Annotated in this window: 9 protein-coding genes; 4 read left to right on the top strand and 5 right to left on the bottom strand. The window is 68.5% G+C overall.

Annotation, left to right across the window (positions count from 1 at the left end):
- Window positions 1-58: 58 nt before the first annotated feature.
- The 3 genes from pdxA to lptG form a co-directional block, all read right to left on the bottom strand.
- On the bottom strand, window positions 59-1,087 hold the full coding sequence (pdxA, locus tag FZ938_RS10995; RefSeq protein WP_149198504.1) for a 4-hydroxythreonine-4-phosphate dehydrogenase PdxA: 1,029 nt from the start codon (window positions 1,085-1,087) through the stop codon (window positions 59-61).
- Entirely contained in the window at window positions 1,084-2,544 is a 1,461-nt protein-coding gene (locus FZ938_RS10990) for a peptidylprolyl isomerase (protein WP_149198503.1), read from the bottom strand. Before FZ938_RS10990 ends, pdxA begins: the two co-directional genes overlap by 4 nt.
- Window positions 2,545-2,716: 172 nt before the next feature.
- On the bottom strand, window positions 2,717-3,811 hold the full coding sequence (gene lptG / locus FZ938_RS10985; protein WP_149198502.1) for an LPS export ABC transporter permease LptG: 1,095 nt from the start codon (window positions 3,809-3,811) through the stop codon (window positions 2,717-2,719).
- 280 nt (window positions 3,812-4,091) lie between these two features.
- Here lptG and FZ938_RS10980 point away from each other — a divergent pair, with 280 nt between their 5' ends.
- Window positions 4,092-4,670, top strand: coding sequence for a GNAT family N-acetyltransferase (locus FZ938_RS10980; RefSeq protein WP_149198501.1), 579 nt, complete (start codon window positions 4,092-4,094; stop codon window positions 4,668-4,670).
- A gap of 36 nt (window positions 4,671-4,706) precedes the next feature.
- Window positions 4,707-6,275, top strand: a complete 1,569-nt coding sequence (guaA, locus tag FZ938_RS10975; RefSeq protein ID WP_085089616.1) for a glutamine-hydrolyzing GMP synthase — start codon at window positions 4,707-4,709, stop codon at window positions 6,273-6,275.
- Between the two features lie 445 nt (window positions 6,276-6,720).
- Here the strand turns inward: guaA and FZ938_RS10970 are convergent, their stop codons facing one another.
- Window positions 6,721-7,785 carry a lytic transglycosylase domain-containing protein gene (locus FZ938_RS10970; RefSeq protein WP_246457398.1) on the bottom strand — a complete coding sequence of 355 codons (1,065 nt, stop codon included), beginning with the start codon at window positions 7,783-7,785 and terminating at the stop codon, window positions 6,721-6,723.
- A gap of 358 nt (window positions 7,786-8,143) precedes the next feature.
- Here FZ938_RS10970 and FZ938_RS10965 point away from each other — a divergent pair, with 358 nt between their 5' ends.
- Window positions 8,144-9,361, top strand: coding sequence for an efflux RND transporter periplasmic adaptor subunit (locus tag FZ938_RS10965; protein ID WP_149198500.1), 1,218 nt, complete (start codon window positions 8,144-8,146; stop codon window positions 9,359-9,361).
- 15 nt (window positions 9,362-9,376) lie between these two features.
- Window positions 9,377-12,505 (top strand): efflux RND transporter permease subunit, encoded by a 3,129-nt coding sequence (locus tag FZ938_RS10960; RefSeq protein WP_149198499.1) that lies wholly within the window; start codon window positions 9,377-9,379, stop codon window positions 12,503-12,505.
- Between the two features lie 3 nt (window positions 12,506-12,508).
- Here FZ938_RS10960 and FZ938_RS10955 read toward each other — a convergent pair whose 3' ends face one another.
- On the bottom strand, window positions 12,509-13,606 hold the full coding sequence (locus tag FZ938_RS10955) for a patatin-like phospholipase family protein (protein ID WP_149198498.1): 1,098 nt from the start codon (window positions 13,604-13,606) through the stop codon (window positions 12,509-12,511).
- Window positions 13,607-13,619 lie beyond the last annotated feature (13 nt).

The following is a 13,619-nucleotide window of genomic DNA, read 5'->3' as shown; positions in this document are numbered from 1 at the left end:
GCAAAAAAAAGGAGCGCACAAGCGCTCCTTTTTCATTTGCGGCGGTGATTTGCCGGATTTAAGGAGCGCTCACCCGCCGCCGATTCCGCGCCATCCGGTCGGCAGTTTTCAGCGCTGCGATCAGGCTGGTCGCATTGGCGGCGCCCGTGCCCGCAATGTCCAGCGCGGTCCCGTGGTCGGGCGAGGTGCGGACGAAGGGCAGGCCCAGCGTGATGTTCACGCCGCCGTCGAAATCCACCGTCTTCACCGGGATCAGCGCCTGATCGTGGTACATGCACAGGGCGGCGTCATATCCGCGGCGGGCGGCGGCATGGAACATCGTGTCGGGCGGGCGCGGGCCGGAGACGTCGATACCGTCGGCGCGCAGGATGGCGATGGCCGGCTCGATGATGTCGATCTCTTCGCGCCCCATCGCCCCACCCTCCCCCGCATGGGGATTGAGCCCGGCGACGGCCAGCCTCGGCCGCTCGATGCCGAAGTCACGCGCCAGTGACGCCGCGGTGACGCGGCCGGCATGGACGATGGCCTCTGTGGTCAGCAGGGCCACCGCGTCGCGCACCGAGACATGGATGGTGACCGGCACCACCCGCAGATCGGCCGCCGCCAGCATCATGATCGGCTCGTCGGCCAATCCGGCCAAATGCGCCAGATATTCGGTGTGGCCGGGATGGCGGAAGCCGGCGGCGTAGAGCGAGGACTTCTGGATCGGGTTGGTGACCACGGCAGCCGCTTGCCCCCCCTGCACCAGCGCGACCGCCCGGTCGATGCTGGCGATCACCGCCGCACCGTTGGCGGGGTCAGGTTTTCCGGCGACGACAGCCGTGCCGAGTCCCACCGGCAGAACCGGCAGCGCCCGGTCGAACAGCGCCACAGCCTCGTCCGGGGACGACACCGCCTGGACCGGAACCGCCAGCCCGAGCGTCGCGGCGAGCGCCGCCAGCCGCGCAGGATCGTCGAGGACGACAAAGGGCGGCAAGCCGGCGTCATGCCGGACCACCCAGGCCTTCAGCGTGATGTCCCCGCCGATGCCGGCCGGCTCCCCCATGGTGAGGGCCAGCGGCAGGTTGTCCGGCGGGGCAGCGGTCACAGGCGCGTCTCGATGAAGGCGGTGCGGCGCAGGTCGCGGAGATAGCGGCGCGACAGCAGATCCGCCCGCTCGGAGATCAGTTCGCGCTCGATCTCGTCGCGGCCGGGCAGCTTGGCCTCCTGGATCGGAGTCGGGGCCGGCGGCGGCGGCGGCGCCGGCTGGGCTTGCGGCGGCGGCTGGATCATCGGTACGTCGCGCTTGCAGACGATCAGGATCACCGCGGCGGCCGGGCTCATCAGCACCGGGCTGGCCTGCCCCAGCGGGATGCCCAGCGCGAGGTTCTGCAGGCCCGGCGCCATGTCCTTCACGCGCATGGTGCCCATGTCACCGGATTCCGGCATGCCGGTTTCCTTGGCGCGGGCCTGGAAGTCGGAGCAGCTCTTGATCGACTTCCGCAACTTTTCCGCCTGCTCCTTGACGGCCTTGGCCTGCTCCTTGGACTCGATCGGAATGATGATCTGCTTCATGTTGACCGTGGCCTTGGCCACGTCGGGCCGAGCCTGCGGACGGGGCGCCGGCGGCTGGGCGACCGGCATCGGCATCTCGCCGCCGCTGCTGCCGAAGGGCCGCTGGCCGCGCACCAGCAGGATATGGTAGCCGGTGGCGGTGCGGACCGGCGCCGACAGCTGCCCGCCGCGCATCCCGGCCAGCGCCTTGTCCACCTCCGGCGACAGTTCGCCGCTGCGCACCCAGCCGAGATCGCCGCCCGACGCGGCGCCGGCCGACTGCGAGAACTGACGGGCCAGGGCGGCGAAGTTGCCGCCGCGCTTCACCTCTTCGACCAGACGTTCGGCATTGCGGCGCACCTCGTCGTCCTGGTCGGGGCTGTCCACCGCCAGGAAGATCTCGGCGACCAGATATTCCGGCTTGCCGATGTTGGCCTTCAGCCGCTCCATCGCCGCGTCGATCTCGTCCTCGCCGACGACGACCTCCTGACGGATGCGGCGCTGCATCACCTTCTGCCAGCCAAGCAGCGCGCGAATCTGATCCTTCAGGGTGGAGACCGGGACATTCTGCCGCTTCAGGGTTTCCTGAAGCTGCTGGCCGTTCATCCGGTTCTGCTCGGCGATGCGCTTGATTGCGTCCTCGATCTCGGAGGCGGACACCGTGATGCCGAGGCGCTTGGCCTCCTGCATCTGCAGGCGCTCGTCGATCAGCAGGCGCATCACCTGCGGGGTCAGGCGCTTGATCGTCTCCGGATTGCCGGCGGTACCGGAATTCAGCAGAGCCATGCGGATGCGGGCGTTGACATCCGAAACCGAGACGACCTCGTCATTCACCACGGCGGCGATGCCTTCGGACCCCGGCGCCCGCGCCACCTGCGTGCCCTGGTCGGTCGGTCGGGGCGCCGCCGCACCGGCGGCCGCCTTGACGGACTGCGCCGCGGCGGGCAGGGCCAGAAGCGCGCAGGCGGTCGCCACGGCGACGGTGGTCCGGACGGCTCGCAAACTCGACATGCTGCTCAAGCTCCAAAAACGGGTCGCCCGTTATTACGGTGGGGCCGGTGCCCCATGCAAACGGAATCGGTCCCGGCAAACCAGTGCAAACCCAACTGGGCGGAATTATGACCGAAGGGGCTAACCGGCCGCTTTGCGGCGAATGGCCCCACCCCCATCCGGCCGGCTTGCGTCAACCGTCCTCAAGATGAAGAAGGGCCGCGGTTCCCAGCAGCAGGCTGATGCCGGCGGGACTCCAGGCCGCCATCACGATAGGGATCGTCTCCGACATGCCGAAGGTGCGGACCACGTCGGTCATCACGAACAGGACGAATCCGGTCAGCACGCCGCCGGTGACCATCGCCATCGTCCCGCCGCGCCGCGGCAGCCGCAGCGAGAATGCGGCGGCGAACAGCACCATCGCCAGGAACAGGAAGGGCTGGGCCAGCAGCGACTGGTAATGCAGCCGGTGCCGCACCGCGGGGAAGCCGGTGGTCTCCAGCGTGTGGATGAAGCGCGGCAGCTCCCAGAAGGAGATCGTCTCCGGCGGGGCGAAGCTCTCCTCGATGGTGGCCATGTCCAGCTCGGTCGGGATCGTGTAGCTGTCGAGCTTCTCCGGATCCTTCTTGGCTCGGTTCAGAACGGCGTCCTGCAGTTCCCACTTGCGGTCCTTCAGCTCGGCGCTGGGCGCGTCGACGCGGCCAAGATAGTTCTGGTCGGCGTCGAACAGGAAGACGATGACGTTCGACAGCTCGAAGGTCACCGGGTTCACCAGCTCCGCATGGATGAAGAACTGTTCCTTTTCGTTGGTCTGGCGCAGCCACAGGCCGGAGCGCGAGATGTTCAGCGTGCTCGACTGCAGTTTCAGATAGCGGTCCTGCAACTGCTCGTACTTGGCGATGAACACGGCGCCGACCGGATTGATCAGCGTGACCTTCACCACGCCGATGGCGGCGGCGGCGAACATCACCGGCATCAGGAACTGCCAGGCCGACACGCCGACGGCACGGGCGACCACCAGCTCGGCACTGCGCGTCAGCCGCCAGAAGGTGAACATGCCCGCGAACAGGATGACGAAGGGGAAGATCTGCTGCCCGATCTCCGGCAGCTTCAGCAGCGCCATTTCCACCACCAGCCCGAAGGTCACATGTGGTTTGGTGCCGGCGCGGCGCAGCAGCTCCACCGTGTCCAGCAGCAGCACGATGGCGAGCAGGATCACCATCAGCAGGCAGAACCAGACGATGAACTGCCGCCCGATGTAACGGGAAAGCGTAGGCGAGGAATACATGCGGTGTCCGGTCTCCGGAGCCCCGCCCGACGCGCCGCCATGGCGCTTGAGGCGGACTGGCGCGGTCCCGCCCGATTGGATCGGTGCGGGCCCCCGCCGGAACAGTCCCGGCTGTTTACCCCTGTTGCGGCGCGATGACAACCGGGCCGGGGGCAGGCCTCCCTCCCGCCAATCGCGCGGCCCTATCGTTGGTGACGAATTCCTGCCTCCTTTTCCGGCTGGACTTCCTGCATCCGCACCCCAAACTGTTGGTATAGAGGCTGCACGGGAGGGTCGGTCGATGACGGACACCACGGTCGCAATCCGCCGGGCGCGCGCGTCGGACGCCGACGGCATGGCCCGCGTCCATGTGCAGAGCTGGCAGTCGACCTATCCCGGCCTGATCCCAGCGCAGTTCCTGGTCAATTTGTCCGAGCCGGCCGCCGCCCAGCGCTGGGCAGCCATCGCCGAGACGCGCGGCCCCGGCCAGGGCGCCTTCGTCGCCGTCGATGTCGCCGGCGGGATCGCCGCCCCCGGCACCATCGTCGGCATCGCCTCCTTCGGCACGCGGCGGGTCGCGGTGCAGGGACATTCGGGGGAGTTCCACGCGCTCTATCTGCTTGATGATGCAAAGGGTTACGGCATCGGACGGCGGCTGATGGCGGCAATGGCCGACCGTTTTCTGGCGGCCGGTGTCCGTTCGGCCGCGGTGTGGTGCCTGCGCGACAACCCGTCGCGCTGGTTCTACGAACGGTTGGGCGGCATCAAGGTGGCGGAACGGCCGATCCGCTTCGCCAGCACCGATCTGGTGGAGATCGCCTATGGCTGGCGCGACCTGACGCCGCTTGCACGCTTGTCGGCGGGGCCGGAGGTGCGGTAGTGAGGGGCCTTGAGTCCCCCGCATCAGGATTCGTCGATGTCCAGCGCCGCTTCCCTTTCCGCCGAACGCGTCCTCATTCTCGATTTCGGGTCGCAGGTCACCCAGCTCATCGCCCGCCGTGTGCGCGAGAGCGGGGTCTATTGCGAGATCCATCCCTTCGGCATGAGCGACGAGCGTATCCGCGAGTATGACCCGAAGGCGATCATCCTGTCGGGCAGCCCGGCCTCCGTCACCGAGGCGAACGGCCCGCGTGCGCCGCAGGCGGTGTTCGACCTGAAGGTCCCGGTGCTCGGCATCTGCTATGGCCAGCAGACGATGTGCCAGCAGCTGGGCGGCAACGTCTCCGGCTCCGACCACCGCGAATTCGGCCGCGCCTTCATCGAGATCAAGGAGCCCTGCGCCCTGTTCGACGGGCTGTGGGAGGTCGGGTCGAAGGAACAGGTGTGGATGAGCCACGGCGACCGCGTCACCGCCCTGCCCGACGGCTTCCGCGCCGTGGCGGTCAGCGACGGGGCGCCCTTCGCCGCCATCGCCAACGACCAGCGCCGCATGTACGGCGTGCAGTTCCACCCGGAGGTGGTCCACACCCCGCACGGCGCCCAGCTGCTGGCGAACTTCGTCCACCGCGTCGCCGGCATCAAGGGCGACTGGACCATGGCCGCCTTCAAGCAGCAGGCCATCGAGAAGATCCGCGCCCAGGTCGGCAAGGGCAAGGTGATCTGCGGCCTGTCGGGCGGCGTCGATTCGTCGGTCGCGGCCGTGCTGATCCACGAGGCCATCGGCGACCAGCTGACCTGCATCTTCGTCGACACCGGCCTGATGCGCGCCGGCGAGTCGGAGGAGGTCGTGCGGCTGTTCCGCGACCACTACAACATTCCACTGGTCCACCGCGAGGCGTCGGACCTGTTCCTGGGCAAGCTGGCCGGCGTCACCGATCCGGAGCAGAAGCGCAAGATCATCGGCGGCCTGTTCATTGACGTGTTCGACGAGGAAAGCGCCAAGGTCGGCGGTGCGGAGTTCCTGGCCCAGGGCACCCTCTATCCCGACGTCATCGAGAGCGTGTCCTTCACCGGCGGCCCGTCGGTCACCATCAAGTCGCACCACAATGTCGGCGGCCTGCCGGAGCGGATGAAGCTGAAGCTGGTCGAGCCGCTGCGCGAGCTGTTCAAGGACGAGGTGCGCGCTTTGGGCCGCGAACTCGGCCTGCCGCCGGCCTTCATCGGCCGCCACCCCTTCCCCGGTCCGGGCCTCGCCATCCGCGTCCCCGGCGAGATCACGCCGGAGAAGCTGGAGATCCTGCGCAAGGCCGACACGATCTATCTGGAGGAAATCCGCAACGCCGGCCTCTACGACGCGATCTGGCAGGCCTTTGCCGTTCTGCTGCCGGTCCGCACCGTCGGCGTGATGGGCGACGGCCGCACCTACGACCATGTGCTGGCTTTGCGCGCGGTGACCTCCACCGACGGCATGACCGCCGACTGGTATCCCTTCCCCCACGACTTCCTGGCGCGCGTGTCGAACCGCATCGTCAACGAGGTCCGCGGCGTCAACCGCGTGGTCTACGACATCACGTCGAAGCCGCCCGGCACCATCGAGTGGGAGTGAGGCAGGCGGAAGCTTCCGCCGGCAAAGGACGAAGGGGCGGGAAACCGCCCCTTTTCTTTTGTCCGTTCAGGTGCAGGTCAAAACAGCGACTCGACCGTCTGCGTCCTGGGATTGCGCCGCTTGCCGCGGACTGGCTTGGGGCTGGCCGGCAGCAGGCCCTCCCGCTGTGCGCACAGGTCGTGCCAGACATGACCCGGCCGCTCCGGCGTCCAATACATGGGCTCGCCAAGCAGCACCTCTTTACCGCAACAGGTGCAGGGGGGATATGGGCTGGATGTGTGTTCGGACCGGTCCATCTCACCGTTATGCCAGTGGCGAGGCGATCCGTAAGTGATGCGGATCAATCTGACCGCAAGGGCGCAAAAAAATCGCTCAGCTCACGCTGAGAGGACGGAGGCCGGCCCAGTTCTCCCGCAATGTGGAAAAACGGCTGGCCTCTCCCTTCTTACCGTGCGTCGGCCAGCGCGACGCAGGCGCGGTCGCGACCGGCGAGGCTGCCGCAGCCGTCGGCCCGCTGGGAGACAAAGCGCATCACCACGCGCTCTCCCTTGCCGACTGACTGCGGGGGAAGCAGCGCTTCCGCGACCTGGGTGGTGAATTGCGGGCTGACCCGATGCGTGGTCGGCGGCGCCGAGTCGAGACTGGCGACTTGGACCGGCTTGGCGGCGGGGGGCACGGGTGCAGGCAGCGATGCCACCGCCACGGCGGCCGGGGCCGGGGCCGGCTCGGCGAGTTTCGGCTCGGCCGGGCGCGGTTCCATACGGCGCGGCTCGACCGCACGGGATTCGGTGGGGCGGGATTCGGGGGCGGCGGAGGCCACCACGACCGGTGCCGGCTCGGACTGCTGCGGCGGGGCGGTCGGCTTGCCGCCTTGCGGCTTCGGCGCGTCGTCCGGCACCACCGCAACCTCGATGGCCGAGGCGCCGGCGGCCTGCGACGGCTCGCGCGGCGCGGAACCGCGCAGCACCGGGGTCAGCGCAGCCAGATACATCTTGGTCTCGCGCGGCAGCCGCTGCTTGCCGGCCAGATGCTGGGCATAGCAGGCCGGGCCGCAATTGTACGCCGCCAGGAAACCGGGAGCGCCGAACAGGTCGTACATCTCGCGCAGGTAGGCGGTGCCGGCCATGATGTTGTCGCGTGGGTTCGACGGGTCGGGACCGAGACCGTACTGCGTCCGCATCAGCTCATAGGTGCCGGGCATCACCTGCATCAGCCCGATGGCACCAGCCGAACTGGTCAGCACCTTGCCGCTGTTGGTGGTCGCACGGCCATTGCTCTCCCGCATCATCACCGCGCGGATCCATTTCTCCGGCATGTCGTACTTCTGGGAAGCCTCGCGGATCAGCGGGACCCAGCGCGACAGCGGATCGTTCGGGTCCGGGACATAGGCGGCTTCGACCGGCGGGGCCGTCTGCACCTGCGGCGCTTCGGAGGCGCAGCCGGCCAGACCAAGGGCGAGGCACAGCATTGCACCGGCGGCGTTGATCGTCGCGAGGTTTCGTATGACCACGAGTGAATTTCCGTGCTGTTGGCGCGGGCGGGGCAAGAGATGGATCGCTTTTCAATGTATAGGCCACGCCTGTCAAGCGACATCACGGCCGTTTGTCGAATCCTGTCCCGAAGATGCCTCAAAGTTGCCCGATTTATCCCTTGTAACGAAGTCGACAATTAGGATTTTTGGCAAATGCTGGTATGCCAATCTTCGCTGCCCATCTGGATAGGACCATCCCGTGCTCCCATCCTGTCATAAGGCGCGACAATGAGAACCTTGACGGAACATCCGCGCCACCCCTAATGGAGGGCAACGGCCGCACCCTCAACCGACGCCGCCTCGACCGCGAAGGGCGGGCCGAACTGGATCGACCATCATGACCGCCCCGCAACGGACCTTCACACCGGCTCCCCAGCCTTTGCAGCCCCAGCGGCCTCTGCCGCAGGGCGATGCCCCGCCCCCGCCCCGTCCGCGGCGGCGGTTCGGCCGGCTGTTGCTGGTCCTTCTGGTGTTGCTCGTCGCCAGCGGCGGCGTTGCCCTGTGGCGTGCCCGCAGCAGCGCGGCACCGCCCGCCGCTCCGCCCGTACCGGCAGCGGAACGGCCGGTGGAACTGACGGAGTTGGAAGTGACGGCGGTCGCGCCGCGCGCGCTGACGGAAACCGTGCGCCTCAGCGGCTCCGTCTCCCCCATGGAGCAGTCGGCGGTGAAGGCGGAAGTGGCCGCGAGGCTGGCCGAGGTGCTGGTGCGCGAGGGGCAGGCGGTCCGCCGCGGCGAGGTGCTGGCCCGCTTCGACACGGTCGAGCTGACGGCCCGCCTGAACGAGAAGCAGGCCAATCTGGAGGGCGCCCGCGCCCAGATGGTGCTGGCCGAAAAGACATTGTCCAAGAACCGCACGCTGAACCGCAGCAACATCGTTTCCGACACCAGCCTGGATCAGGCCGAAAGCAGCTTCGGTTTCCAGCGCGCCCAGGTCGATGCGCTGGCCGCCCAGGTGGAACTGGCGCGCAAGGCCCTGCGCGACGCGGTGGTCGTCAGTCCCATCGACGGCATGGTCGCCACACGCTCCGTCAATCCGGGGGAGAATCTGGCGGTGAACGCCGCCATGTTCACCATCGTCGACCTGTCGCGGGTGGAGGTCGAGGCGACCGTCCCGGCGGAGCAGGTGGCGCGGCTCGCCGTCGGCCAGGCCGCGGCCCTGCGGGTGGAAGGCTTCGGCGAGCGCGAGTTCGCCGGCCGCGTCGCCCGCATCAATCCGATGGCGCGGGCGGGATCGCGCGCCATTCCCGTCTATGTGACGATCGACAACAGGGACGGCGCGCTGCGCGGCGGCATGTTCGCCAGCGGCGAGGTCCTGGTGGCGCAGGCATCGGGCGCCATCGCGGTGCCGACGGTCGCCGTCCGCCATGACGAGCAGGGCGACTTCGTCCTGGTCGTCGCCGACGGCCACACCCTGCGCCGGCCGGTCACGCGGTTGGCGTCGTGGGCGCGTGGGGATCTGGTGCAGGTGGAGGGGCTGGCGCCGGCCGACCGCGTCGTCACCGGCAACCTGCCCGGCCTGACCGCCGGTCGCCCTGTCAAGATCGCCGGCACCTGACCCGGACCCGCCCCCATGCCGATCACCCGCATCAGCGTCGACAACCCCGTCTTCGCCACCATGATGATGGTGGCACTGATGGTGCTCGGCCTCTTCTCCTACAACCGGCTGGGCGTCGACCTGTTTCCCGACGTCGATTTCCCGGTTGTGGTGGTCAGCACCAGCTATCCCGGTGCCAGCCCGGAGACGGTGGAGACCGACATCACCCGCCCGGTCGAGGATGCGATCAACACCATTGCCGGCATCAAGACGCTGACCTCGCGCTCATACGAGGGGCAGTCGGTGGTGATCGCGGAGTTCGACCTGAAGACCTCCTCGGTCCAGGCGTTGCAGGACGTGCGCGAAAAGGTCTCGGCCATCCGCGCCACCTTCCGGGACGAGGTGAAGGACCCGCAGATCACCCGCTTCAACCCGGATGACCAGCCGATCCTTTCCATCGCCGTCACCTCCGACCTGCGGTCCTTGCGCGACCTCACCACGCTGACCGACCAGATCATCCTGAAACGGCTGCAGAATGTCCGCGGCGTCGGCAAGGCCACCATCGCCGGCGGGGTGAAGCGCCAGATCCTGGTCCGCCTGAAGCCGGAAAAGCTGGAGGCATTGAACGTCGGCGTCGACGAGGTGATCGCCACCGTCACCGGCGAGAATCAGGACGTCCCCGCCGGCACCGTCACCGGCCAAGGGCGGGAGCGCGTGGTGCAGGTGGAGGGGCGCGTGCGCAATCCGCGCGACCTGCTGGACCTGATCGTCGCCCGCCGCGGCAACAGCCCGGTGCGGCTGGGTCAGGTCGCCGAGGTGATCGACGGCCAGGAGGAGCAGGACTCCGCAGCATTGCTGAACGGCAACCCGGCGCTGGCCGTCGATGTGGTCAAGGTCCAGGGCGCCAACACGGTGGAGGTCGCGCGCGGCCTGCAGGCGGCTATCGAGGATTTGCGGACCAACGGCTCCCTGCCGCCCGACGTGACGCTGGCGGTGGTGCGCGACAGCTCCCGCGGCATCACCAACTCGCTCAGCAACGTGCAGAAGACGCTGGTCGAGGGCGGCATCCTGACCATCCTGATCGTCATGGTCTTCCTTGGGTCGTGGCGTAGCACGGTCATCACCGCCCTGACCCTGCCGGTCGCCGTGCTCGGCACCTTCGGCATGCTGGCGGCGATGGGCTTCACGCTGAACATGATGACGCTGATGGCGCTGTCGCTCGCCATCGGCATCCTGATCGATGACGCCATCGTCGTGCGCGAGAACATCATGCGCCACCTCGCGCGCGGCCAGGGCCACCGGCAGGCGGCGCTCGACGGCACGGCGGAGATCGGGCTGGCGGTGCTGGCGACCACGCTGACCATCGTCGCGGTGTTCCTGCCGGTCGCCTTCATGGGCGGCATCATCGGCCGCTTCTTCCTGCAATTCGGCATCACCGTCTCGGCGGCGGTGCTGATCTCGCTGTTCGTGTCCTTCACGCTCGACCCCATGCTGTCCAGCGTCTGGTACGATCCGGCGGCCCACGGCAAGCACGGCCGCTCCATCTTCGGCCGTTTCGCGGCGGCATTCGAACGCGGCTTCACCGCCGTCTCGCACGGCTATGGCCGGCTGCTGCGCTGGGGCCTGCGCCGGCGCTGGCTGGTGATGATCGCGGCGCTGGCGATCTTCTTCGGCAGCTTCCTGCTGGTGCCGCGCATCGGCGTGGAGTTCGTCCCCGCCGCCGACCTGGGCGAACAGATCGTCGAGGTGGAAACCCCCGTCGGCTCCTCGCTCGCCGCGACCACCGCCAAGACCAAACAGGTCGAGGCCGAGATCCGCGAATTCCCGGAAATCGCCTATACCTACAGCACCGTCAACACCGGCGTGTCGATCGGTCACAACCGCGGCAGCATCTATCTGCGCTACGTCCCCATCGACCAACGCAAGCGCTCGCCGAACGACCTCGCCCCGCTTTTGCGCCAACGGCTGTCGGCGATCCCCGGCGTCACCATGGGCATCGCCATTCCCGGCGTCGGCGGCGTGCAGAAGCAGATCCAGGTATCGGTGCAGGGCCGCGACATCGCCGAGTTGGACCGGCTGTCGCAGAAGGTCGTCGGCGCCATGCGCGCCATTCCCGGCTTCGTCGATGTCGACAGCACGCTGAAGGCGGCCAAGCCGACGCTCGCCGTGCGGCTGGAGCGCGACCTTGCCAGCGACCTCGGCATCAGCACCACCATGGTGGCCGATACGCTGCGCCCGCTGTTCGCCGGCGACACGGTGTCGAGCTGGAAGGCGCCGGACGGCGAGAGCTACGACGTTCTGGTCCGCCTGCCGGAGGCCGCCCGCGCCGGCCGCGCCGACCTCGACCGCATCTATCTGTCGGGCGGCGTGGACGCCAACGGCACGCCACGCATGATCCCGCTGTCCCAGGTGGCGGAGGTGACGACGACGCTCGGCGCCTCGCAGATCAACCGCCGCGATCTGCAACGCGAGGTGAATGTCCAGGCCAACGTCCAGGGCCGCGCCGCCGGCGATGCGGGGCGCGAATTGCAGGCGGCGCTCGCCAAGATCGAGTTGCCGCCCGGCTACCGCATCGTCTTCGGCGGCTCGACCAAGGACATCGCGGAGACCAGCGGCTACGCGGCGCAGGCGCTGGCGCTCGCCGTCATCCTGATCTACCTGATCCTGGCCTCGCAGTTCGGCAGCTTCCTGCAGCCGCTCGCCATCATGGCCTCGCTGCCGCTGTCGCTGGTCGGCGTGTTCCTGGGCCTGCTGGTGGCGGGATCGACGCTGAACATCTTCAGCGCCATCGGCTTCATCATGCTGATGGGTCTGGTGACCAAGAACGCCATCCTGCTGGTCGATTTCGCCAACCAGTCGCGCAAGCGCGGCGCCAGCCTGCACGACGCGCTGGTGGAGGCCGGCATCATCCGCCTGCGTCCCATCGTGATGACGACCGCAGCGATGATCTTCGGCATGATCCCGCTGGCGCTCGGCATCGGCGAGGGCGCGCAGCAGCGGGCGCCGATGGCCCATGCGGTGATCGGCGGCCTCTTGTCCTCCACCATCCTGACTCTGCTGGTGGTGCCGGTGGCGCTGACCTATCTGGATGGGCTGTCGCGCCGGATGAAGCGCTGGTTCGCCCACACCGACCCCGATGCCCAGCAGCATCACCCGGCGGAGTGAGGGTCACGCCAGGGCCGGCGACCGGGCGGAGCCTTCCGTTCCGACACGGCCGAGATTCTCCGCCACCCACCGCTCCGCCGCCTCGCGCCCGGCGTCGCGCAGCCAGTTCAGGAAGCTCCAGTCGGTCATCAGCTTCGAATAGAGCCCCAGGTCCTGAAGATGCTCGTCGGCGCCGATCAGGTGCAGGCGCGGGGCGTCGCCGCGCACGGACAGGCAGCGCATCTCCTGCAGCAGGGCGGCGTTGAAGGTGATCTGGTTCAACCGGGCCGCAATACCGGCGGGGTCCTCCGGCGTGGTGGCGCAGGTGAAGGGGTTGATCGCCACCACCATCAGATCGGCGCCGGGACAGGCCTCCGCCAGCGGCGAAAGCGGCGGGTTGGCGAGATAGCCACCGTCCCAGTAATCCTGCCCGTCGATCCGCACGGCGCGGAACAGGTTCGGCAGGCAGGCCGAGGCGAGCAGATGGTCGACCTCGACCTCAGTCTCGTCGAAAAGCCTCAGGGCTCCGGTCCGCACATTGGTGGCGCTGACGAACAGCCGCAGACCGCTCCGCCGGATCAGTTCCGGCTCCACCATTTCGGCCAGCAGGCCACGCAAGGGGTGGAAATCCGCGGACTGCGTCTGATAGGGGGTGATCCAGCGCTTCGCCCAATCCACCAGATGCGATCCGGGCGCGTGGTCGACGTTCCAGCGGCCGAGCAGACGGCCGGTCACGCTCGGCCGAATCGGCCCCAGCCGCCCGGCGGCGCTCACCCGCTCCCAGAAATTCGCCAGTTCGGCCCGGGCCCCGTCACGACCGCCCCTTGCCCATCCCTGCACGAGCATCGTCGCGTTCATCGCCCCGGCACTGGCGCCGCTGACGCCCACCAGCCGGATGTCCTCCTCCAGCAGCCTGTCGAGCACGCCCCAGGTGAAGGCCCCATGCGCCCCGCCGCCCTGCAACGCCAGCGCCAGCGTCGGCTTGGGCCGCGGCAGGGCCAGCATCGGCCCCGGTCCCGACAGTTCCAGCGGTTCCGCCGGCAGAGGTTCCGCCGACAGAGCGCGCGGTGCGGGCATCCCCTTGCCGCGCATGCGGTCCCACAGCTTTCGGATCATGGTCATGGCCGGCACGCCT

The sequence above is a fragment of the Azospirillum oryzae genome (assembly GCF_008364795.1).
GTDB lineage: Bacteria > Pseudomonadota > Alphaproteobacteria > Azospirillales > Azospirillaceae > Azospirillum > Azospirillum oryzae.
This window is presented reverse-complemented; position numbering and strand designations above follow the sequence as displayed.

Bases quoted from the DNA above. Each gene is read 5' to 3' on its own strand.
- guaA (WP_085089616.1), top strand. From the start codon at position 4,707: ATGTCCAGCGCCGCTTCCCTTTCCGCCGAACGCGTCCTCATTCTCGAT.
- FZ938_RS10965 (WP_149198500.1), top strand. From the start codon at position 8,144: ATGACCGCCCCGCAACGGACCTTCACACCGGCTCCCCAGCCTTTGCAG.
- lptG (WP_149198502.1), bottom strand. From the start codon at position 3,811: ATGTATTCCTCGCCTACGCTTTCCCGTTACATCGGGCGGCAGTTCATC.
- FZ938_RS10980 (WP_149198501.1), top strand. From the start codon at position 4,092: ATGACGGACACCACGGTCGCAATCCGCCGGGCGCGCGCGTCGGACGCC.
- FZ938_RS10960 (WP_149198499.1), top strand. From the start codon at position 9,377: ATGCCGATCACCCGCATCAGCGTCGACAACCCCGTCTTCGCCACCATG.
- FZ938_RS10955 (WP_149198498.1), bottom strand. From the start codon at position 13,606: ATGACCATGATCCGAAAGCTGTGGGACCGCATGCGCGGCAAGGGGATG.
- FZ938_RS10990 (WP_149198503.1), bottom strand. From the start codon at position 2,544: ATGTCGAGTTTGCGAGCCGTCCGGACCACCGTCGCCGTGGCGACCGCC.